At 41.4% G+C, this 20,487-nt stretch carries 29 protein-coding genes; 1 reads left to right on the top strand and 28 read right to left on the bottom strand.

Annotated features, from left to right (window positions below; all coding sequences use genetic code 11):
- Window positions 1–100: 100 nt before the first annotated feature.
- The 20 genes from NST01_RS14235 to NST01_RS14330 are packed head-to-tail and all read right to left on the bottom strand — an operon-like array spanning window position 101 to window position 15,336.
- Window positions 101–922, bottom strand: coding sequence for a peptidoglycan recognition protein family protein (locus NST01_RS14235; protein WP_341042032.1), 822 nt, complete (start codon window positions 920–922; stop codon window positions 101–103).
- 19 nt (window positions 923–941) lie between these two features.
- Complete coding sequence (locus NST01_RS14240; RefSeq protein ID WP_008344061.1) at window positions 942–1,205, bottom strand: phage holin; 264 nt, start codon at window positions 1,203–1,205, stop codon at window positions 942–944.
- Window positions 1,206–1,217: 12 nt separating this feature from the next.
- Window positions 1,218–1,430: a BhlA/UviB family holin-like peptide gene (locus NST01_RS14245; RefSeq protein WP_008344062.1), complete on the bottom strand. Its 213-nt coding sequence runs from the start codon at window positions 1,428–1,430 to the stop codon at window positions 1,218–1,220.
- A gap of 56 nt (window positions 1,431–1,486) precedes the next feature.
- Entirely contained in the window at window positions 1,487–1,633 is a 147-nt protein-coding gene (locus NST01_RS14250; protein ID WP_008344064.1) for an XkdX family protein, read from the bottom strand.
- On the bottom strand, window positions 1,634–1,981 hold the full coding sequence (locus tag NST01_RS14255) for a hypothetical protein (protein WP_008344067.1): 348 nt from the start codon (window positions 1,979–1,981) through the stop codon (window positions 1,634–1,636). It abuts the gene before it with no gap.
- A gap of 2 nt (window positions 1,982–1,983) precedes the next feature.
- The gene (locus NST01_RS14260; protein ID WP_326115167.1) at window positions 1,984–3,402 is read right to left on the bottom strand and encodes a hypothetical protein; all 1,419 of its coding nucleotides are present in this window, start codon (window positions 3,400–3,402) and stop codon (window positions 1,984–1,986) included.
- Window positions 3,403–3,435: 33 nt separating this feature from the next.
- Window positions 3,436–4,566 carry a pyocin knob domain-containing protein gene (locus NST01_RS14265; RefSeq protein WP_144716376.1) on the bottom strand — a complete coding sequence of 377 codons (1,131 nt, stop codon included), beginning with the start codon at window positions 4,564–4,566 and terminating at the stop codon, window positions 3,436–3,438.
- A 7-nt stretch (window positions 4,567–4,573) separates the two neighbouring features.
- Window positions 4,574–4,747, bottom strand: coding sequence for an XkdX family protein (locus NST01_RS14270; protein ID WP_144716377.1), 174 nt, complete (start codon window positions 4,745–4,747; stop codon window positions 4,574–4,576).
- Window positions 4,744–5,073 carry an XkdW family protein gene (locus NST01_RS14275; protein WP_144716378.1) on the bottom strand — a complete coding sequence of 110 codons (330 nt, stop codon included), beginning with the start codon at window positions 5,071–5,073 and terminating at the stop codon, window positions 4,744–4,746. The genes NST01_RS14270 and NST01_RS14275 overlap by 4 nt, the downstream gene beginning before the upstream one ends.
- A 10-nt stretch (window positions 5,074–5,083) precedes the next feature.
- Entirely contained in the window at window positions 5,084–5,962 is an 879-nt protein-coding gene (locus NST01_RS14280; protein ID WP_326115164.1) for a hypothetical protein, read from the bottom strand.
- A 15-nt stretch (window positions 5,963–5,977) separates the two neighbouring features.
- Entirely contained in the window at window positions 5,978–6,361 is a 384-nt protein-coding gene (locus tag NST01_RS14285; protein ID WP_008344081.1) for a phage tail-collar fiber domain-containing protein, read from the bottom strand.
- Between the two features lie 11 nt (window positions 6,362–6,372).
- Window positions 6,373–7,296, bottom strand: a complete 924-nt coding sequence (locus NST01_RS14290; RefSeq protein ID WP_098680571.1) for a YmfQ family protein — start codon at window positions 7,294–7,296, stop codon at window positions 6,373–6,375.
- Window positions 7,283–8,329, bottom strand: coding sequence for a baseplate J/gp47 family protein (locus tag NST01_RS14295; RefSeq protein ID WP_341042035.1), 1,047 nt, complete (start codon window positions 8,327–8,329; stop codon window positions 7,283–7,285). The genes NST01_RS14290 and NST01_RS14295 overlap by 14 nt, the downstream gene beginning before the upstream one ends.
- On the bottom strand, window positions 8,322–8,744 hold the full coding sequence (locus tag NST01_RS14300) for a DUF2634 domain-containing protein (protein ID WP_008344087.1): 423 nt from the start codon (window positions 8,742–8,744) through the stop codon (window positions 8,322–8,324). The genes NST01_RS14295 and NST01_RS14300 overlap by 8 nt, the downstream gene beginning before the upstream one ends.
- Before the next feature lie 14 nt (window positions 8,745–8,758).
- Window positions 8,759–9,025 (bottom strand): DUF2577 family protein, encoded by a 267-nt coding sequence (locus tag NST01_RS14305; protein WP_017358996.1) that lies wholly within the window; start codon window positions 9,023–9,025, stop codon window positions 8,759–8,761.
- Window positions 9,022–10,032 (bottom strand): XkdQ/YqbQ family protein, encoded by a 1,011-nt coding sequence (locus tag NST01_RS14310; RefSeq protein WP_135226206.1) that lies wholly within the window; start codon window positions 10,030–10,032, stop codon window positions 9,022–9,024. The genes NST01_RS14305 and NST01_RS14310 overlap by 4 nt, the downstream gene beginning before the upstream one ends.
- 11 nt (window positions 10,033–10,043) lie before the next feature.
- The gene (locus NST01_RS14315) at window positions 10,044–10,712 is read right to left on the bottom strand and encodes a LysM peptidoglycan-binding domain-containing protein (RefSeq protein WP_008344093.1); all 669 of its coding nucleotides are present in this window, start codon (window positions 10,710–10,712) and stop codon (window positions 10,044–10,046) included.
- Window positions 10,705–14,715 (bottom strand): transglycosylase SLT domain-containing protein, encoded by a 4,011-nt coding sequence (locus NST01_RS14320; protein ID WP_445662202.1) that lies wholly within the window; start codon window positions 14,713–14,715, stop codon window positions 10,705–10,707. The genes NST01_RS14315 and NST01_RS14320 overlap by 8 nt, the downstream gene beginning before the upstream one ends.
- Window position 14,716: 1 nt before the next feature.
- Window positions 14,717–14,854: a hypothetical protein gene (locus NST01_RS14325; protein ID WP_008344097.1), complete on the bottom strand. Its 138-nt coding sequence runs from the start codon at window positions 14,852–14,854 to the stop codon at window positions 14,717–14,719.
- 41 nt (window positions 14,855–14,895) lie between these two features.
- Window positions 14,896–15,336, bottom strand: a complete 441-nt coding sequence (locus NST01_RS14330) for a phage tail assembly chaperone (RefSeq protein ID WP_008344099.1) — start codon at window positions 15,334–15,336, stop codon at window positions 14,896–14,898.
- A gap of 183 nt (window positions 15,337–15,519) precedes the next feature.
- On the opposite strand from NST01_RS14330, the gene NST01_RS14335 reads away from it, so the two are divergent.
- A complete protein-coding gene (locus NST01_RS14335; protein WP_229200408.1) occupies window positions 15,520–15,576 on the top strand; it encodes a putative holin-like toxin in 57 nt (18 codons plus the stop codon).
- Window positions 15,577–15,852: 276 nt separating this feature from the next.
- Here the strand turns inward: NST01_RS14335 and NST01_RS14340 are convergent, their stop codons facing one another.
- Genes NST01_RS14340 through NST01_RS14375 form a run of 8 tightly spaced genes read right to left on the bottom strand, consistent with a single transcriptional unit; the run spans window position 15,853 to window position 20,474 of the window.
- The gene (locus NST01_RS14340; protein ID WP_003213309.1) at window positions 15,853–16,296 is read right to left on the bottom strand and encodes a phage tail tube protein; all 444 of its coding nucleotides are present in this window, start codon (window positions 16,294–16,296) and stop codon (window positions 15,853–15,855) included.
- Between the two features lies 1 nt (window position 16,297).
- A complete protein-coding gene (locus NST01_RS14345) occupies window positions 16,298–17,644 on the bottom strand; it encodes a phage tail sheath family protein (RefSeq protein ID WP_017367936.1) in 1,347 nt (448 codons plus the stop codon).
- A gap of 3 nt (window positions 17,645–17,647) precedes the next feature.
- Complete coding sequence (locus NST01_RS14350) at window positions 17,648–17,860, bottom strand: hypothetical protein (RefSeq protein WP_008344108.1); 213 nt, start codon at window positions 17,858–17,860, stop codon at window positions 17,648–17,650.
- Window positions 17,847–18,302 carry a phage tail terminator family protein gene (locus NST01_RS14355; protein WP_046526564.1) on the bottom strand — a complete coding sequence of 152 codons (456 nt, stop codon included), beginning with the start codon at window positions 18,300–18,302 and terminating at the stop codon, window positions 17,847–17,849. The genes NST01_RS14350 and NST01_RS14355 overlap by 14 nt, the downstream gene beginning before the upstream one ends.
- Window positions 18,303–18,306: 4 nt before the next feature.
- The gene (locus NST01_RS14360; RefSeq protein WP_046526563.1) at window positions 18,307–18,804 is read right to left on the bottom strand and encodes an HK97 gp10 family phage protein; all 498 of its coding nucleotides are present in this window, start codon (window positions 18,802–18,804) and stop codon (window positions 18,307–18,309) included.
- Window positions 18,801–19,157 (bottom strand): YqbH/XkdH family protein, encoded by a 357-nt coding sequence (locus tag NST01_RS14365; protein WP_008344115.1) that lies wholly within the window; start codon window positions 19,155–19,157, stop codon window positions 18,801–18,803. Before NST01_RS14365 ends, NST01_RS14360 begins: the two co-directional genes overlap by 4 nt.
- Window positions 19,154–19,537, bottom strand: a complete 384-nt coding sequence (gene yqbG, locus NST01_RS14370; RefSeq protein ID WP_007500574.1) for a protein YqbG — start codon at window positions 19,535–19,537, stop codon at window positions 19,154–19,156. Before yqbG ends, NST01_RS14365 begins: the two co-directional genes overlap by 4 nt.
- Before the next feature lie 13 nt (window positions 19,538–19,550).
- The gene (locus NST01_RS14375) at window positions 19,551–20,474 is read right to left on the bottom strand and encodes a phage major capsid protein (RefSeq protein WP_008344119.1); all 924 of its coding nucleotides are present in this window, start codon (window positions 20,472–20,474) and stop codon (window positions 19,551–19,553) included.
- Between the last annotated feature and the right edge of the window lie 13 nt (window positions 20,475–20,487).

Consider the following 20,487-nt stretch of genomic DNA (forward strand, 5'->3'; position numbering starts at 1 on the left):
AACCCCTCCATTCATTTTCACCATTATACAACAAATAACACCAAAAATGGTTTTATTTTACTTTTTTATAATAAATAAGGGTTGATCCATTCCATATGTGTTAACTTTCTATGACCTTTCTTAATGTTTCTTTAGTCTTTGGACCATAAATGCCATCTGGGGTTAACCCATGCATCATTTGAAATCGAGATACTGCATTCGCAGTCTTGGGTCCGTAGTACCCATCGATTCCATTGTTGATCGCTCCCTTATCAGGATAAAAATAAATCGATGCTAAGGCTTGTTGTACGACTTTTACAGCTGACCCTTTTGTAAGAGGCTTCGTCACTTTTAAAATACCTGCAGGCAAACTGTATGTTTTTTTGACCTTGTTGGTTTTAGATGTTGATGTCGTTGATATGTTTTTAGTAGATATTTCTTTCACAGATTTAACTGTTGTCATTTGACTTGTAGATGCTGATGCAATACCAGCTTTGAAGCCATCCCACCGATTTAACAGCTTACGCGGACACTCTTTCCCGCTCCAATGCTTATGTGGCACCACGTTTGATAAAGGAATTCCTAAATCCCCCATCAGTTTCCGAATAAGCCATTGGGCGTTTTTAACAGCCTGTTCAAAATTAGCGCCTGCATTTTCACAAATCTCAATTCCAATTGATTTCATGTTGCCAGTTCCTCTGCCATCTCCTGCGTGCCAGCCATTTTCGTTTAAAGGTAAATGCTGATAAATGACCTGATCATCGACCGTGTAGTGCCAGCTAACCCCGGTACTTGCCCGAGCAACAAATACTGCATGATTTGCCGCATCAGCCCCCCGTCCAGTGTTCGATGTATTATGCACCGTAATATAGAGCGGCTTCATCCTGTTTCCTGGTCTGTTGCGATTTTGTTTTGGGATGAGTGCTTGAATGATCTTCACCATATTGTTTCTCCTTCAAAAATTATTTTGTTAACCCTCTTTGTTTCAGGGCATCTTTTTGCAATTGACCTTTATAGGTCACATAATTATTTTTAAACCAAGCGATCACGGCAGTGACCATAGTGAAAATTGTGGAACCTGCCACATATAGTGCCTCTCCTACGGTTTGCACTTGCTCCTCGCTAATCGGCAGCACTGTTTGTCCAAACATGACAAGCGTTTGGTTGATAAGCGCAATAAAAAGAAGCACTGTGCGAATCACAGTGCCTTTGTCGAATGTTCTCATGATGTTTTCCTCCTATTTTAAATTCCGTTCAATTTTATCGAGCTTGTCGATCACGACGTCATACTTCTCACTAAACTTTGCTAACACATCATTTTGCGCTTCGATTTGTTCATTGAGTTTGTTTTCTCTTTCCTTTGTTGTGTTTAATACGTAAAACAGCACCCAACAGAACAACACCGCAAACGGTCCTTGTGTCATTAAATATTGAGTCAAATCCATTTCCACTACACTCACCTACTCCCTCACTTTGCACATTCTAAAAGAAGGCAAAATAAAAACGCCTATTCAGCGTTAGTTGCATATTCTTCGTTTGTTATTTCTTTGTATTGTTCCGGCGTAATCTTCTCGAAACGAACAAATTTTGCTACATCTTCATTTTCATAACACTTCCATTGATAGAACAATGAAATACTACGGAACCAATCCAATTACATAACCCCCTTTTCAGTCAGCAGCATGACAAGTTCTGATGTTGTTTTTGATTGTTCTTTTGCTCTCTTTTCTGACTCGGCCAGCTGCTCAAGCAAATCGGCGTTTTGCTGTTTTAATAGATCCATATCTGATGTTGGCAGCGGCTTTACCTGAAAGTGATCAATGTATTCTAGAGTTGCCGACTCATACCATGCCCTTTTCTCTTCATTGTATTTACCTTTATACAAACCATCTTGAGGTCTTACATCTGTATGCCCTTTTAGGATGTCTTCGCCTTCTTCAATTTCTATTTCTTCTCCCGGGATGTAATTGAATTTATCATCGTATTTATATATCCATTTCAATTTTATCCCTCCTGTGCCGATATGAATTTAAAGCCGAAAGTAATAAATTCATTTGTATTTGTCGTATTGGAAACGCTTTGTATATACACATTACCATCAGTATTAATATGTGTCCTGTGTGTTTGCGGTGTTGAAGCAGCACCAATACTTGATGCTACCCCTATAAAATGCATCCCCTGTATAGGACGATAACCACTTGGCAATGTGAAAGCAGGTACTTCAAAACCTATAGTACCTCCTGTCATAGCTCCAATTAACTCCACCTCTCCAAATGGATTCTTATAAAATTGCACTTTTTGAGTGCCATATTGTTTCCATCCGTTTAATAGAGTGGTTGGGGACTTCCATTCTATTTTCTCTGTGTCGGTTAACAAACGTTTCCAGCCAGTAAAAACACCATCAGTATGCACTGTTCCAAACCAATGCATATTGTCATAACTTCTAATGATATGAAGAGTCTTACGTTTACCGGCTGCTTCTAGAATATCTACATTAAACCACGAGGCATCGGTCGTCGTTGGCATATTCACTGCATTCGTTCCAGAGACATAATAAAAACCAGAGGGCAAGGTGAGTATATCTGTGCCAGTTGGAATAAGCATTCTAGTTCCATTTGCATTTAATAATGGATGATCGTTCAGCCTCTTCCACCCGCTCCATTCTTGCTGAGTGCCCGTGACATCAGTCGTTGATCGATTGATGTACATATCACCTGTATTATTTGCCCCTATAATCCAGCCATAGGTATTTTCACTAAAAACAGATAAGGCTCTCATAGAACTTCTTGTTGGCAGATCAGGGTGTGCTTCATGGATATACCACGAATGGACGCCTGGTAATTTTATGAGCTTATCTAAAATACTAGGATCATTTGCATTAATTCTTTCGTAAGCCCTTCCGTCATCAGCAGTAATTTTAGATAATTGTCCTGCATCCCATTTATTTCTTTCATTTTGAGTAGGTAATTGAAGCCAGTTGATTCCGACATCATTCACATGATAGGAAAAACAAAATGCGTTGCCCGATGTATCAATTGCAATTCCTACACCGATGTTATTTTGACCTACTAACTGAAAGCCTCTTAAAGCCGCATTCCCGATTGCGGGAGAATCGACTACTCCAGAACCTCCTGGCGCATAAAAAGAACAGGCACCTAAAGATTTAATTCCATTATAAATACTCCCGCCAGCAGGGATATTGACCAACTGGGCCCCGTTATCATTCGTCATTTTATAGAGCTGGGATTGATTCCATTTCTGCTTTTCTGTTTCGGATGCATGAGATGTCGTGTCATTTTTGTGTTGATTGATTTGATCCAGTAGTCTAGTATCATTTTCAAGAATTACTTTAACCATGTCATTAAACAGTTCCGCATGGGCTTTGTCACTGGTTTTGAAAGTACGAGGCGTCTTTATCTCCATCTGATTCTCCTTCCACATTTCAGTTTTATTACATTATCTTGTACTGAACTTAAAACCAAATGTAATAAACTCAGTAGGATTGGCATTATTTGAAGACGACTGCACACATACATTTCCATTCTTATCTATTAATGTACGATGAAATTGAGGTACTCCTGGTGTTCCTATACTTGAAGCAACTCCTATAAAATGCATCGCTTGTTGCGGCCGATATGGTGCAGGCAAGTTAAATACTGGGGTATTTCCTAATATTCCACCTTTTATCGCACCTACGATCTCGACTTCCCCTAAGAGATTCTTTCGATATTTTACCGGCAGATTAATAGGATCATATTCCTGCCAATCACTTTTAATCTCTTTAGGTCTTTCCCAAGAACCTTCCAATAAATCTGAAAGCGTAATTTGCTTCTCCCAAGGTGTCCATGATTCTGCATTGTGTTTAAGAACTCTAAAGTAGGTGTTCTTCCCATAAACAGATTCATAAGCTATTTGAACTAATGTATTGCCATAACTCATGACCAATAAAAAGACTCGATTCAAGGAAGGAGAGGGACCGTTTACTCCTGTATTATAGATGAGATACATCCCTGTCTCAGTAAGGGTATTGTAGTCTGTTTCACTAGAAAATCCATGATAAAAGGGCTTTCCATTATCTTGAGTGATTTTTACTAATTGACCGTTATCCCACCTGTTTCTATCGCTTTCTGTAGGCAGTTTTGTCCAAGTAATCGATGTATGGCCGGTCTGATAATAGAAGAAATAAGCAATCCCAGAACTATCCACCGCAAAGCCAGAGCCGATGTTTTCTTGTCCTACTGTCTGCAGTCCCCTGATTGAGACATTCGATGAAGCCGGGGAATCCTCCACACCAGCAGCTGCATAAAATGTACAAGTTCCTTTATCTTTTATCGCATCAAATATTCTTCCGTCAGTTGACACATTGATCAGCTGTCTTCCACTATCTGCTGTGATTTTATAACTCTGTGAATCATTCCATTTTTTCTTTTCTATTTCAGATGCGTGTACTTTCGCATCATTTGTATGTTTTAAGAACTGCTCTATTAATCTTTGATCATTTTCAAGAAGTACTTTGACCATGTCATTAAACAAATCAGCATGTGCTTTATCATTTACTTCAAAAGGCTTTGGTTCTTTTACTTCCATTCAATTTTCACTCCCTTTCTTTGATGCTTGGTGCTATTTCTTTCAGCTGCTCTAGAGTAAGAATTCTTTGCTCATATCCTTCATTTAAATCTTCCATTGAACAATCACCTAGTTCGACTGCTTGTTTGACCAATTCAGGGGTCACCCATTTAAAATATAATGCCATGACCCAATAATTCATGATTCACTATCTCCTTTATATAAAAGGATCTCACTTTTTAGCGCCTTTAGTTCGTTTGTTAGAAGATCACATTGATGTTCAAGCTGTTTTCTCATTAGCTTTTCTTTGGCTACTTCCTGCGCTAGAAATTCAAGCGGCAGAGGTGGTTGATATCGAGGATTGATTTGAGATGCCTCCCACCATTCCTTCAATTCTTCTGCCGTTGGCTTTGGCACATCTAGATGCCACTCATTTACATACGAACCGTTGCCATCATTTCTTAGTTCAAAATCTTTTTGCGGGTCTGCATCGGGGTATTTATACTTAATGGCTTCATATAAAATCATCTGACTCCTCCTACACTCTTGGGAAATTTCGTCCACCTATTTCCGAAATATCGAAATAGTTGTACCAACCTGAATTATCAGATACATAACGACTAACGTCTCCGTCATACCCTACATATAGGTACATTTCTAAATAGTCCCCCTTATTAGCCGGTACATTGGCAGCACCATAAAGTCCCATACTAAAGCTCAACGTATCAGATGGGCTTACCGGACTTTGCCTTTGATGTGCAATATTTTTATATCTTTTTCCATTCAAATAGATCGATAATTCAAAGTTCGCGTATCGTTGAAAGCTTTCAATATAAACACCTGCATTCACTGAATACATTCCGTTTTCAGGACAGATGAACCGATTATTTTTGATATCAAAATTGTTATGACTGTCTTTAATTTTTCGATTAAAAAGGACTTTTTGATACTCTCCTTTGGTTAATAACTGCTTTCCAGTTGTACCTATATTGGCATGACAAAACCCTGAAATTTTGTGCCATTCAGTCCAGCCGGACCCCGTCCACCAGTGACGACACCACGTACCTGTACTATCAAAATAGCTGCCTGCTTCGTTTCCAGTTCCATAGTAATATTGAATAAATCGAAAGTTACTATATTTTTCATTTTTCACAAAGCCAAATCTCGTAGGATAACCGGTATCATTCGCTTGTCCAATATCCATAAACGTAATACCTATTGGATATTCCTCGCCGCTGACTGATGCATCTTGAATGGCTTGATCGCCTGTTAATTTGAATAAACTTTCATTCGTGATCCCTGCTATTTGTTGACTGAGCGCATTGTCATTCTCCACAAGTGTATCGACCATCCGGTTAAATAAGTTGGCATGGGCTTTGTCAGAGGTTTCAAACGGTAAAGGTGATTTTATGTCCACTTCTTTTCCCCTCCATTAATAAATATCATCAATCTCAAAAACAAATTCGATGTCGCCGTCTTTTTGTTTGTCTGTCATGGTGCGGATGGCGGTGAATTTGCCGGCTTCGTCGACAAGGGCTAGTTCATTGATGACTTCGCCTGCGAGTTCTCCTTCAGCGATGGTGCAGGTGTAGCGGATTTTTGCCGGTTCCATGAAGGTAAACGAGTCAATATTTTTTTGAATCAGTTCTTTTTTGAGTGCTTGTTCGGTTCCGTCAAGAGAGATTGGTTTTCCATCCTTTGTTCCTCCACTTCCGAACGCCATTTTGACGACTTTTGTGAGTTTTGTTCCTTCTGCTCGTGCCTTTGCCATTTGTTGACGTGCATATAGTGTGGTTACGGTTAATTGATCAGCCATTGTGATCCTCCTTATAGGTCTATTTTTTTAGAAGTTGCTGCTAGCATTTTTGATCCATCAAGTGGAACGGATCCATCGAGAATCCAGTAATGCTCCTTGATCAGTAAACTGCCGCCTTGTTCATTTTGAACATGTACTGGTAAGCGGAACGTCATCCTCTTTTTTGTTTGATGTAAAAGCTGGTTCTTTGCGCGCAAAGTCAGCGTAGCTGCTTGCTTCGTTTCATACGATGCTCCAGTCATGACATAATTCAGACGATATGCTGTTTCTTTCTCTTGTTGAAGCGGCATTCTCATCTTTAATGAATGCCGAAAACGAGCTGGGACCTCCGTAGCACCTCGTATCCCGCTAAGATAGAACGTTCCATTTAATACGAATTCACCATTGAGTAAAATTGGAATATGATCGAAAAAGCCCACTCTGCTTCGCAGTGTGAGCCGCTGGTGATGATCATTTTTTTCATGAACATCTGTATGATGAATGGCGGTGAACGTATACGCCAAATGTGCTGGCTTTAACGTTTCGAGTATTTCGACGATATATCTTGTGTTTTGCAGGTCATCTAGGTTGACACGCAATGCAAAATGATAACGGTTGGTTGTAAGTCGAATGATCGCACTTGGATTTTTAAGAAATCGATTCACAGATTTCTCTAATGACAGATACGTAATTGGTGGAATGTTCGACATCATATTGATTAATCGTGCCCTGCGCAGCTCAATCGAATCATCTGACTCTCGCTGCACCTTGAGCATTCTTTCCCACCGATTCAATCCCCACGTCGCTGTTAAAGGGAAAAACTGATCCGTTAGATCAAAAATGGATTCATCCAATTGTTCAAACTCTGGTGCCTCTGTTTTTAGTAAATGATCCACATCATAAATCTCTGTGAAATATGGCGGCAAGTAGTTTTTCATTTCATCAAGTTTGCTCAATAACCTTCACCTGCCTCAGACGTGGTATCTCAATGTCCTGTAATACTAAGTTTTTTGACTCCCCATTCAATAAGACGTTTGCATAATCGGACACACTCTCTGAATGGTATAAAATATCATTTAAGGCGGACATTCGAATCGTACTTTTTTCAAATGCGATTGATTTTAACAGTGCTTTGACCTTTTCTTCTATTTCTTTTTGCGCACCTTCAAGCGTCCAGTCCATCTGAAGTTCGACGGACACTTCTATGTCAATATCTAGCCACTTGGCGCTTTCAACAGTTGCTTTTGAACCAATAGGAGCTTGTCCTTCTCCTTCTCCCGGGACAGGGTCGATATACTCCTGGACCCTTTCGACAAGAAGCTCAGATGCTACATCTAGATTGCCATCTGTGATGACAATTTTGACCGTTCCCTCTCCATTCCATAGCGGGAACACTTTCGCTCTGCCGACACCAACCACTTCCTCGGCCCACTTTTTGTAATGTGCTCTGTTGGCACTGACAGCCTCTCGCCTTGCGCGTATTAAATACCGATCGTATAATGACGCATCATCTTCTTCCTCTTGCCCTGGTATCACCAATTCCTTCATGATCATCGACTCTAGACCTGGAATGGTATCAAGCGATAGCAGCGGCTGACCTGTTAGTTGCCCATTGCCGGCTGTACCTGTTGTCTCGCATTCTAGTGTACCGTCCTTTGAAAATTGAAAATAAACATCTTCAATAAAGAATCTTGATCCTGCTGGAATGTTTACGTTCTCTGGTTGAATGGTTACGGACCACACCGCTGTGGTGGCTGGCTTTCGCTCAATCCCCACTTCTGCTGCTCGTCGATCTAAAAATTCCCCCTGTGCTGTATCAGCAAAGACAAGCTCAAATACTTGATCAAGCCAAATATACGACTGAGCGAGTTCAGCAGCAGCAGGTGCCAAGGCATTCCAAATGACGCTATTTTCTCTTTTGTCTATATCATCTGGCAGCCTGTCCAGCATTCTTTCCATCAACGCCTCATACGTTTGCTCCTCAAACATCTCCCTCCATCACCTCCTCTATTTCTAATGTGCCTTCATCTGTGACAATGGTTAGTTTGACTTGAAAGGCATCATTTTGCTTCGTGACCTCTATCTCTTCAATATGATCAATCCGCTCATCAACGACCAATGCTTCTTCAAGCAATCTTGGAATCTCCATTTCTTTGTATTCATCAGTTGCTTCAGTATCAGTCAATAGCTCCTGAATTTCAGTGCCAATATCGTGACTGTAAATGGGATGTGCATAGCGCTCTGTTCGCAATGTCATATAAATAAATTGACGGATCGATTCAATGCCTGTAATGGCTTCATTTGTCAGCCTGCCATTTTCAAAATCTATGCGATACGTCGTCGAGGTTTCTACCTCTTCATCTTCCTCTGTTTCCTCGATTTCTTCCTCTGGTGAAAGTGCCACGTTCATCACCTCCCTTACAATTTGTCGATGATGTAAAAGGACTGCCCTCCTGCCATTGCAAGTACCATAATGCTGTCTCCCCTTTTCAACTCATCATCCTCACCCTTATTTAAGCGTTTAGGCCAAATAAGCAGTTCTTCCGGAATGATCAGCTTACTGTTTTCATTTAATCGGATGTGAAGAGGCGAAGCCATTGTGACCTCTCCAATCACCAGATCAATTGGAGAAGCTGCATCTACTGCATTGACAGCGAGTCGTTTAATTGCTTCACTTAATCTCATGCTTGATCACCCTTTGGCATGGAATTTTTCTCAACGACGTCAATTGTCATGGTGTGCTTCACTCCATTGAATTCATGCTTGTCTTGATCGATCCAGTAGGTTTTTTTGATGTTGATTTCAGGGATTTTCAAATAGATTGGCAGACCGCTTTGCAGTTCAGGGATTCCGAGTGCTTGTATGCTTTTCACTTCTTGTTTGACGCCTTTTTTCTCAGCTAGGCGTACTTTCGCTCTTTTTTGAAGCTGCGGCTGGTTGATTTGACCTGTGACCGTCTCCACATGCTGTAAAATGCCGTACTGACTCTGACCCGCTTTATCCTGTTCGATCACCACAATATCTGATTTGCTACCTTTTTTCTTATTCTTCCCCTGTTCGTCTACAGACGTGCGCATCTTCACACGTGTTGCTGTCTCTTCAATGGAGGTGCTGTACTGATAACCGATGAGGTTGACGCCTGATTCAATGACCCACACGTCCTCTGGATCGGGCCAAGCTCTCAGCCCCATCTTGCCTTTAGCAGAATAAATTTGATAATTTCTACCGGTTTGCCGCTTCGTTTCCTTCAATGCTTTTAAAATGATGTCATATAAACTCGTGTCATTTTTAAAAACGAGAGACTTCATGATATGTCCTGTATTTGCGATGGATGTCATAGGAATTTGAAAGTCTGCCCCGATCCGCCTCAAAATTTGATCTGCCCGTTGATTTGAAAAAACATATACATCTTGGTTTTTCACTAAATATTGGAGCATATCGTATGCGGTAAAGGTCAGCTTTCCTTCAACAGGCGTCCTAGAAAACACGATGCCTCTGAACAGCTCTTTTCCTTTCCATTTAAAAAGAACCGTGTCTCCTTCTGAGACACGGTAATATGTTTGACTGCCTTGCTTTGTGATAATATTCGCCTGAATAGAGCGAGGGGCCTGATACCTTTGCCCCTGAAGTGTCACACTCTCTGTGACAAGCTCATACATCGTGCCGCTTCTGATGGCAAAAAGCTCAATCAATGTCAGCCCCCCTATTGTGGTATTTTCAATTTTTGCCCTGGAAAAATCCAATATCCCGGCTGTTTAATATTGAGTTTACTTCGTTTGATCATCGCTGCTTTATTGGCATTCCAAATACGCCGCCATTTTGTACTATCGCCATAAAAACGGCCTGAAATGGCCCACAGAGTATCTCCCTTTTTGACAGTGTACAATTTTGGTGGTGTTTTTGAGGGTCTTTTCTTTTTGGTTTGTTTTGCTTTTTTCTTTCGTTTGATTTTCCTAGGCGATGCGGTTTTATATTCCTTTAACTCGATCGTAAATTCACGATCCCCTATGTCATAAGACCCTTCCTTGTGTGTGAAGCTCTCAATGCTGCACGTCATATTGATTTTAGTCCCTGTCACAATCAGTCGCACAGACTTCTTTGAACGCATCATTCGTTCAATTTTCGCTATTGCATTCTCTGGTGATGGAATGCTTTTATATTCAGCAATTGGCGAATATTTCTTAGGAAATAATGAGGTGAATGATACTTGTTTAGCCGATGGTACATCAATAAAAGTCAGTTCCCCAAAGGAGGAGACCTTCACTGTTTCATTTTGTACATTATTTGTGATCTCAAGTTCGGATGGAAGCACAGGGAATCGCAACTTCTCCTTGCCTTGGGAAATCCACAATTGATACACTGATTTACCCATCGATCACGACCCCTTTCGTTCCTGTCTGAAGCTCTACTTCCAATTCGTCTACAAGCATTTGTCTAATTTTTTCGACAAGCGATTGCTGATCCTGTCCATTATGGAAATGCTGATCACCATTGAACTGGATGGTGATTTGTTTATTGCCTGACGTTGTTGCATTCCCAGCTGGCTGTGCTGAGGTGACTTGCTGCATCTGTGATTCTGGTAAAGGAGCAGATGCATTTGATGGATCATAGACTTGCATCCCAAGTGCCTTTGCTGCCTGCGTCAATAAATATCTCCCGCGAATGCCTCTTTCTTCTGGAATAATCCACTCGCGTTTGTTTCCTTCACCGACTCTAGCTACCTGCTCCTGAGTAATCAATCCGCCATTGGCGTAGCCTTTATAAGGACCGCCTCTTCTCATACTCCGTAATCCAGGTGTATTGAAGACTGTTCCATATCTGCCCTTAATGTAGTTAATAGCTGCTACGGCATTATGAATTGGGTTCCAAATATCATTCATGCCCTTGCCTTTATTAGAATGAAAGGTCGGCCCAATGGTTTGCATTAACCCTTTAGAAGGCGTTCCCTTCTTGGCGTTGGAATCCCACAAGTTGATGGCTTTCGGGTTACCATTTGATTCGTGCTGAGCGATTGTCATAAGACCTGGAAGCCAGCTCATCGATGTGCCAGTCGCCATCAGAGCTGCCATGAGCCATTGCTGAACACTAAGACCTGAAGCACCCATACCGCTGAACGCTCCGATTAATGAACCCGCTTGATTTTCAGCAAACTTTTTCACATCAACTGAATCGAGCCCTTTGACGACACCAATCGATGCGAATTTCCCTAGACTCATCATGACACGCGAAGGAGAATGAATGTCTAGTTCTTCTCTAAACGCCTGTTCCACTTTCTTCGCCATTTCTTTGGCAGCTTGTGTGACTTCACTTGCTTTTGAACGCATGCCGCTATTGAAGGCATCGATCATTCCTGAACCCCATCCTGGTGATTCTTGTTTGGCTTGCAGGAATGGTTGTTTGACGTGTTGGTCTACGTATTGGCTTGTGCCAATTGATGTGGCATTTTGACCTGTTGCAAAGCCACTAACAGTTCCAGAACCCCAAGTTGGTGATGCTGTCATCACTTGTTGGTATTGTGCTTTTACACGACTTTGCAAAAAGCTATCAGTTCCTGTTGGTGTCATTTGCTGGCCAGTAGCAAATGCCGATACCGTTTGTTGTCCGTACTTTCCTGAATCTGATGTCATTTGATTAAATGGCTGCTGAATGTTTTTTTGCTTCCATTGATCAAGTGAAACCACCTTTTGATTCAGCCCTTGTTCAAAATCATGATTAAATTGCTCACCTATGCTGGCAGATTGGATGTTTCCATTCATTGAAACCGTTCCACCAATTAAACCGGCAGAAGCAGTTGGAGCTGCTGGAGCATTTGGCGTAATTGGAGCTGGAGAGCTAGAAACTGGACTTGCTGCTCCGCTGCTGCTTGGCACAACAGACATTCCAAGATGAGAAGCAGCTTGTGCAAGCAACATCTTCCCACGGCCCCGGTTATTTTGAGTTGGAATGACAAATTCGTTACCCGCTTCACCAATCCATGATAAGGTAGGCTGGGTGATATAGCCGCCTGTGGCTTTTTTATCAGGATCTCCAAATAAATGTTTTACTACAAAATTAATGCCATCGCCCGCTTTGTCAAAAATCTTTTTAACCCAGTTAAATGCTTTAGAAAAACCATCACTTATGGCACCTGCCACTTTTACGATCGGTGTCTGAATATTATCTTTAAACCATTTGGATAATCCATCCCATATATCTGTCACCACTTTATACGCTTCTTCAAACTTCTTCCCAATGCTATCTTTGATGGTTCCAACCGTTTCTACAAGCGGATTCCATACATTGTTCATAAACCAAGAGGATACTGCTCCAAAAATTGATTGAATGGTTTTCCACGCATTTGATAATGCTGTCCAAATCCCCGTAGCGACTGTGACAACTGTGCTGCTTAGCGGTGTCCACACATTCTCAATAAACCAGCCTGCGACTGCACTGAATGTTTCTTGTATCCACGTCCAGGCATTGACTAGACTTGACCAGATCGTGGTTGCTACCGTAACGACTGTGTCGCTTAGCGGTGTCCAAACGTTTTCAATAAACCAGCCCGCAACTGCACTGAATGTTTCTTGTATCCATGTCCATGCATTGACTAGATTTGACCAGATCGTGGTTGCTACCGTAATAACTGTATCGCTTAACGGTGTCCACACATTTTCGATAAACCAGCCCGCAACTGCACTGAATGTTTCTTGTATCCATGTCCATGCATTGACTAGACTTGACCAGATTGTGATTGCTACTGTGCCAACCGTGCTGCTTAATGGTGTCCACACATTTTCGATAAACCAGTCCGCAACTGTAGACCACACTTCAACAATTTGATCTTTGATTTCAATGGCTTTTTGGCCAATCTTCTCAAATCCACCGCCATCAAACCATTTTCCAATTGTTTCACCGATAGATTCTCCACCCATACTTCCAGCGATGCCGCCTACTAGGCCGCCGATGGCTGTACCTACCCCTGGAACTACACTGCCAATAGCAGCACCTGCTGCAGCACCTGCCATTCCACCGGCGATTCCTCCTCCAGTCGCACCGATCTTTTCACCAGCATTCTCTTTTTTCATACCAATTAGATTTGTTGCACTAAGTACACTGCCTAGAATAGGTACTTTCTTTAATAATTTACCGCTCCCTTTACCGATATTTTTCAACGCATCCCCTAATTTACTTGGAGGTCTTCTATTCATTTCGGTTCTTGTTGTGGCATTTGGATTTCTAGGTTGTCTTGGTGATTGACCATTTCTATTTTTAGTTTTAGTAGATCCTCCCCTGCTTAAACCTCTTGCACAACAGGGACAACAACTATTGCGAAACAAACCTTTACCACCTCGCGGCTTAGATTTCTTATTGGGAGCTGAATTTGATGGTGTGGATGTTGGCGCTGTTGTTGGTGCCGTTGTTGGCGCTGTTGTTGGCGCTGTTGTTGGCGCTGGAGTGCTACTTCCATTCGATTGATCACCTGCACCAAAGAGACGATCTAATACATTGGTCACCAATTCATCTAGTTTTTTTTCAGGATTAAATTTAATCTTCTCTTTTATTCTTCCGATCACATCTTGCTTGTACTCTTCCATTTTATTTTCAACCCAAGGAAGTGCCTTTTCGTCCCAAAACTTTCTAGGACTTAATTTTTCTTTCACCTTGTCTGCAACATCACCTGCATATTTTTGAATTTCATTTAACCCTTTATTAGCAAGGCTCTGGAGCCAATCCTGTTTAGGTTCATCCGTTTTAACTGGCGGACTAACAGCCTCAGGTTCTTTTTTTATGTTTTGTTCTTTCACAACTGACTCTGCCTGATCTCGTTTTTTCAACTTACTCTTTGCATTGTCTTGAACAGATACTCTGATTTCGTGTTTAGCCATTGTCAAGCTTTTGAGTGTCTTTTTGATTCGTTGAATGGCAGTGGTGGCTTGGTCAACCATGTTTAATCTCATATAGTACGTTCTGTTCATGAGCTGAAGGATTGATTTTTTGATTGATGACATTTTTCCTGACAACTGATCATTCAGTTTGAACGTCAACAGGATTGGACTTGTTCCGGATTGTTTCAATCGATCTATACTGGATTTAATGACATCTAGTCCTTTTGCTTGAATCGATATGACCATCTGTTTCGGTATCATGTTCAGCTGGTTTGCTAATGATCTGAGATCACGATAGATCCCCTGATCTAGCTTCATGGACAATACAGAAAACCTTCTCATCGATAAATTGAATTTCCTTAGCTTCTTTTCATCCATTTCCAGGCTTATTTTCATCGGTTTTCTAAATGGTTTGAGCTGCTTCTCAAACGTTTGAAATCGTTTTTGAATGCGCAACAGCTTCTTTGATACTTTGTCTTCTAATTCAAATCGTGCAGTGAGCTTCGCCAGTTTATTTCCCTCCTTTCTTTGCTTCTTTTTCTAGCATATCGAGCTTGTAGCTGATGAGTCCGAATAAGAATGCCTTAAATTGTCTTGGTGCTTCGTATAAATCGAGAAGTTCTGATGGGGAATAGTGAAGCTCATGCATGGCGTAATATAAAAACACTGCTTCCTTATCCCCATCTTTTATTAGTTTTTTGCTGCGTCTTCTAAATCTTCAATTTCGTCTTCAAATCCGTTGATTTCAATGGCTTTGTTTAACCAGTTTGCGTATTCACCACCGACAGATAAAACACGTTTTGCAACTTCAACTGGATCTTGTGTGCTGTAGGCTTCTCTTAATTCCTTTGAGCGGAAATCTGGATAAATCGTCGATTCAATGGCAATCCGTGCGTAGAAGCGCTGGCTGTCTAAGTCTTTCACACGGCCTCTGCCTTTGACATTTTTGAACGTGGTGTTTTCTTTTTCCAGTTCATCAATACGTTCCGTGGTAATCGCTTTGAAGACAAAAGGAATGACATTCCCTTTTTTATCAACAAAACGCTTAGAAATTGGCACTTTGACCTCTTCCGCTTCTACTGTTTGTCCTGGCATAAAAAATGAAAGATCAAATGTTTGTTTTTCGCTCATGTTTAAAAACTCCCTTTTGTTTGTTTTTTGAATACAAAAAAGCACATCCATTTTTGAATGTGCTTTCCAATCTTTTCATGTATAATATAACTCGTACAATTGAACGGCTTGCTCAAGGGTGTCTGGCTCATCCCCGATAGGAAGGGGGTGATGCTCATGTCAACGTTCCAAGCGATTTCCCTAATGCTTTTATTCGGGATGTTTATCCTTGCTTTGTTGACGTATATAAACAAAAAATAGACTCCCCTTGAGCTTTGGTAGGTGAAAGGGAAAGTCTATCCTTAAAACTATCTAATTGATAAGCCAGCCCCTTGAAGGGCCTCATTGTACATTGCCGGGATGTTAGCGCATCCTGGCTTCTTTTTATTGTATGCAAATCGCTTTGCATGTAAACATCATTTTGTGTGTCATTGAATGCAATGTGCATTACAAATGCATTCATTTTTCATTACATTTGCATTATAGCATATTTGGTTTTTATTTAGCTAATTAATTAGCTAATTTCCTCCGCATTTCTTAGAAAGAATTCTTCAGCTTTTCAGGCAGATCAAAGTCTTCAAATGTAAATGGAACTTCTTCTTCAAGTGCCTCTGAATCAACATCTAGTCCAGCAATTTTAGCTGAATCAAAGTTGACATCGAATAATGTCACACGCTCTGTGCCTCGGCCTGATGATTTATCATCAATTACCGCTTGAAGAGTGAAATAAGGATCTTCCCCTTTTTTCACATAGTTGAGCATAAGTTGAACGAAACGTGACGTAACTTTATAGAATGTTGCCGTTCCTGTTCCGTTTGCCCCTGTTGTTTTATGACCAGTCATTCGGCGGCCCATTACGTTCACTTCTGATTTATTTTTCTCCACGTTTGCTTCAAACGTTTTGATAAAGGCAAGCTCCTCACCTTCTAAGAAAAGACGACCTTCTTTACCTGAGATTGTATTTTGCGCTTTAAAAGCCATCTTACTTCACCTCCACATTGAAATAGAATTTTTCTGCTGCGTCTACTGGCTGTACTGCTAAATCGATGATAAATCCATCACGATCTTCATTGAGGCCAATGACGATATCTGTTTCTGAGTTAAAGCCTGTAATGCCGCTTCCATCTTGAAGTTGTGTGAGATACTGTGTAATCAGTGTTTTCACAAGCTGCACACCGTCGTCTGATGCTGGAATGTCATTGCCATTGGCTTTGCGTAATTTAATCAAATTTTTCAGTTCAAATGTTAAATCATTGTTGATTGCATCTAGCACACGGATGATTTTGTTTTTCGCCATTTGCTGGTTCTTTTCAACCGTGAAGCTTGTCAAAGAGTTAATATCTTTTTCAACGCTCACCGTGCGGTCTCTTGCATCGAAAGTGAAAAGAAACTCTCCTTGTGATAAACGGTATTCTACTTGATCATTATCAAGACGCTCTAATGTATCGACTGCGCCTTCGTATTCAACAAAGGTCAGTGACTGATTAAAATTCGCTCCTGCACTTGCTCCTGCGACCCAAGCTGTTGTTTGAGCAGGCGTCAGTTCTGTTCCGTCTTCTAAAACAACACCGCTTGTGACATTGATGATTCCTTCTTGATCAGCTGCATAGTTAGCCACAACGCCTTGCACCTTACGTCCTTGCTTATCACGTAAACGCTCAATAAATGACGCGAATGTTGCTTTTAATTGCTCACTATTATCGACTGGGAGTGCAATGACATCAAAGTATTCCGTTTCAGCTGCTTCTAGGAAAGCTGTATAATCTGCGACACTTGCCACACCGTTTTTCCCGCCGCTTAAAGCCGCTCCTGCAGTAATGACCGCTTCGCCTTCACCAGAAAATTGAACGTATTTGTTTTTCACAAGATCTTTGACATCTTTGACCACCTGTTTATCGACAATATCTGTTCCAAGATAGGTGATGACGTCACGCTTTGTGCTGTCGAGTACATTTTCTGCCACTTGAATGGTAATCTCATTTCCTTTTTGACCACCATAATTGGCTGTGACCACAAAGTTTTCTGCGATTTCCGCTTTGGCTGGCTCTCCTTCGTTTAGACGGTAAAGCAAGACCGTTTGCGCTTTTTTCTTCGCTTCACGGAAAAGAAGAAGTGACTTATCATCAATGTTGAGCCCGACCTTTTTATTTAAGTCTTCCATATCGGAAACGGAAATAAAGGTTTTTGGTTCTCCCCAGCTCATGACAAGAGGAAGTGCAACTGTTCCTCGCTCGCCTAAAGTAATTCGCTGCTCTGCTGTTGTTTTAAAATTAAAGTAAATGCCAGGACGCTTTTTCTCTGTACCTGGTGTAAAAGTGCCTCCGTTCATCCTTTAAACCTCCTTGGACAAAAAAGCATCGATGTGCTTCTTTGCTTCTGTTTTTGTAATTGGTTGATGTTTGATATAAAAAAGAGCACCTTCAAGGATTTCTGGTTTTACCCCAAAAAGATCCTTGCTGTGCTCTTTTAAGGCTTCAAATGAAAAGCCAAATTCTTTTTCTTCGCCCGCTGTTTGATCGAGCTGTGTTTTTTTAGTCTTGCTCACGTTTGATCACCCCATCTGAAAAATTGATATCTTCTAGGCTTGGCTGTTTATCTCGGTTGTACCAATAGCTGCTATCCCACGTCAGGACAATCGCTGCTACACCTTGATCTATGATTCTTGTTTCCACTCTTTTTATGCGGACATAATCATCAAGCACCTCTCCATCTTCACTGATCATCTGAATGATTTGACGATCAGCAAGCAATGCATCGACGATTGTTTCCGCCGCATCATGCGCTTTTTCTGTATCCATATGAAACACTTTCACTTGCAGCGAATAAGATTTCATAAAAGTAGACACTGTATCTGGACCACTAATGACAGTCACTGGCGGCACATAAACAGATGGCACTTGGAAACGCTCTGGCAGAAGACGATCATACATTTTCACAGGAAAGTGTGTGTATATATAATGCATGATTGCCCCGACTTCTTGATTCATTCCATCACCTCCCAAAATGTCGATCGATCCAGCTTTGAAGCTTTCGATCCAGCGAGTGTTCAAACATTTGTTCATAGAGCATGACGGCATGATCCCAGTACCCATTTCCTTCAATCCATTGAGATGAAAGCATCATGCCAGTACTGGCGTTCGGATCATATTCAAAGCGGCTGCCTGCCCATCTGCCAGGCACCCATCTTCGTTCTCCATTTGAAGAAACGGCATGTCCATCATTCACGTAAGAGGCATAATCAAGCTGTGTCCCTACTTCTAGCGTGAGCCCGCCTCGGGAAGTGAGAAAGTGATTCTCCTTGTCACCTTTTTGAAAGGAATTGAGGAGACGGCCTGTATCAACAGCCTTTTCTTTGATGATTTCATCTTGAATGATGTCTAAAAACTGTAAGCCCATTTCCTGTAACCACTCTTGATATTGCGCCGTTAAGCCGCCACTATTTGCCTGTTGGAGCTGGGATAGCAGCCGGTCAAGTCCATCAATTTTCATAAGTTTTCCTTTCTGACGGCCATCACTTCCATGTGATGATTTTTCACTCTTTTTGGCTGCTGCAACTTAAGTGAGATGCCGTTCCACACCATTTTGTCATGCAAACGAATGTCGCTTGCTAAAGGGAAATGGACGAGATAGGACTGATAGATGACTGTATTCGGTTCTTCTTGCACGAGTGACTGGCTTTTTTCTACAACATAGCAAGCCACATCTCTCATACTTGGTGTATCAGGATAAGTGAGCTCCGTCTGCAGATCTCCTGCTGGTATACCAAATTTGCCGCGGACTGCCTCCTCATTCTCCAAGTGAAAAAGATCACAGCGATCCGTTAATAGAGAATCATAGCTCATAATGATCTCACCTTTAAATTGGCGCTGCCACCAGTTAATGAAGGTTCAATATAATCAACAAGAAGGGCATACACATAAGGTCTGCCTTTCACTTTGTCCGCTGCCTTTGCATATGAATAATCACCCATTTTTTCTGAAGTCAAGCCTTTCATCATGGATTCGTCATCATTCAGCATGGCAAAATACTGGGCCATTTTTAATAAGGCGATCCTTGCTTTTTCAGGAATGGGCTGATATTTTTCATGTGTAAAATCGTGCCCGACCATTTGAAATACCGCTGCTTCTGCTTCAATAATATCTGCCGCTAGTCTCTCTACAGAACGATTTTTCACGCGATCAAATACAGAATAGGCTTGTAGTTCCTCAGCAGAAATGATCATAGCCTGCTGTCACCTACTCTTTCACTTTCATGACTTTGGCTACAGCATCCTCTTCCTCAAATTTGCTGTCGAGCTTCGCTGTCAGAACAATGATAAACTTACGGCTGCGAATATCTTTTTCTACTTCAATACGAATATTGCGAGAAAACCCTACGATAATATTTTTCGGATGTGTCAGTAAAATATCTGATACGTCTGTTCCTTCTTCATCATATGGCTGCATATTGGCAAGACCTTTGACCGGAACACCGAATGCAGAAGAAAGTCCGCCTTGAATCGCCGCATCTCCGAGACCTGTCTGACGGTTTGCTACTTGGTCTTTCCACTCGACCTCTAAACTTGGGGATGTATAAAAACGGAAATCCTGAGGTACACGTAAATATTTTGACGGCATCGCTTTATAGGCTTGTTTGAACATTTGACGGCTAATTTCCGCTCCATTTGCATCGACAATATGAGAAACTGCCTGTTTTCGTACGCCATCCATTTGAGCTAAAAATGGATCTTGTGAAGTTGTATCACCGTTGACGATCAGTTCTTCAATATCGACTGCCGCTCGTTCCGCCAGCATTTGCATAATGGTCTGCTGAATCCCGTCTTTTTCAATGTTGTTTTCAATGCTGTCGTACGTCATATGGATCTCAGCAATGACTTCTTTTGCATTGAGCTGGACAGTGCTTGTCGCTGGGACAACACGGTCTTTTGCATCAAGCGCTTTGCCTTCTTCTGCTGGGCGTAAAATGCGCTGACCGAAGCCGATTTTTTCGATTTTTTGTGAATCACTTTCCATTGGAATGATACGTGCATCATTTAAAACGGTTGGTGTATTTTGCATCATTCTAATGAATGTGTTGGATTGGGCTGCGTTCATGAGACCGCCTGTTTTTAAGCTGGCAAGTGTCATTTCAGCCTTGCGAATCAACTCTTGATTTCTCACACTTTTTCCTCCT

This window comes from Bacillus sp. FSL R7-0166, from assembly GCF_038008935.1.
In the GTDB taxonomy this organism is placed as follows: domain Bacteria; phylum Bacillota; class Bacilli; order Bacillales; family Bacillaceae; genus Bacillus; species Bacillus altitudinis.

What these genes read in the sequence shown, in the direction of transcription:
- NST01_RS14365 (WP_008344115.1), bottom strand. Translation starts at nt 19,157, where the DNA reads ATGAGCTATGATTCTCTATTAACGGATCGCTGTGATCTTTTTCACTTG.
- NST01_RS14360 (WP_046526563.1), bottom strand. Translation starts at nt 18,804, where the DNA reads ATGAAAATTGATGGACTTGACCGGCTGCTATCCCAGCTCCAACAGGCA.
- NST01_RS14295 (WP_341042035.1), bottom strand. Translation starts at nt 8,329, where the DNA reads ATGTTTGAGGAGCAAACGTATGAGGCGTTGATGGAAAGAATGCTGGAC.
- NST01_RS14265 (WP_144716376.1), bottom strand. Translation starts at nt 4,566, where the DNA reads ATGGAAGTAAAAGAACCAAAGCCTTTTGAAGTAAATGATAAAGCACAT.
- NST01_RS14325 (WP_008344097.1), bottom strand. Translation starts at nt 14,854, where the DNA reads ATGCATGAGCTTCACTATTCCCCATCAGAACTTCTCGATTTATACGAA.
- NST01_RS14315 (WP_008344093.1), bottom strand. Translation starts at nt 10,712, where the DNA reads ATGGGTAAATCAGTGTATCAATTGTGGATTTCCCAAGGCAAGGAGAAG.
- NST01_RS14235 (WP_341042032.1), bottom strand. Translation starts at nt 922, where the DNA reads ATGGTGAAGATCATTCAAGCACTCATCCCAAAACAAAATCGCAACAGA.
- yqbG (WP_007500574.1), bottom strand. Translation starts at nt 19,537, where the DNA reads ATGATCATTTCTGCTGAGGAACTACAAGCCTATTCTGTATTTGATCGC.
- NST01_RS14285 (WP_008344081.1), bottom strand. Translation starts at nt 6,361, where the DNA reads ATGGCTGATCAATTAACCGTAACCACACTATATGCACGTCAACAAATG.
- NST01_RS14305 (WP_017358996.1), bottom strand. Translation starts at nt 9,025, where the DNA reads ATGAGATTAAGTGAAGCAATTAAACGACTCGCTGTCAATGCAGTAGAT.
- NST01_RS14340 (WP_003213309.1), bottom strand. Translation starts at nt 16,296, where the DNA reads ATGGCTTTTAAAGCGCAAAATACAATCTCAGGTAAAGAAGGTCGTCTT.
- NST01_RS14330 (WP_008344099.1), bottom strand. Translation starts at nt 15,336, where the DNA reads ATGAGCGAAAAACAAACATTTGATCTTTCATTTTTTATGCCAGGACAA.
- NST01_RS14260 (WP_326115167.1), bottom strand. Translation starts at nt 3,402, where the DNA reads ATGGAGATAAAGACGCCTCGTACTTTCAAAACCAGTGACAAAGCCCAT.
- NST01_RS14270 (WP_144716377.1), bottom strand. Translation starts at nt 4,747, where the DNA reads ATGAATTATTGGGTCATGGCATTATATTTTAAATGGGTGACCCCTGAA.
- NST01_RS14355 (WP_046526564.1), bottom strand. Translation starts at nt 18,302, where the DNA reads ATGAATCAAGAAGTCGGGGCAATCATGCATTATATATACACACACTTT.
- NST01_RS14240 (WP_008344061.1), bottom strand. Translation starts at nt 1,205, where the DNA reads ATGAGAACATTCGACAAAGGCACTGTGATTCGCACAGTGCTTCTTTTT.
- NST01_RS14275 (WP_144716378.1), bottom strand. Translation starts at nt 5,073, where the DNA reads ATGATTTTATATGAAGCCATTAAGTATAAATACCCCGATGCAGACCCG.
- NST01_RS14345 (WP_017367936.1), bottom strand. Translation starts at nt 17,644, where the DNA reads ATGAACGGAGGCACTTTTACACCAGGTACAGAGAAAAAGCGTCCTGGC.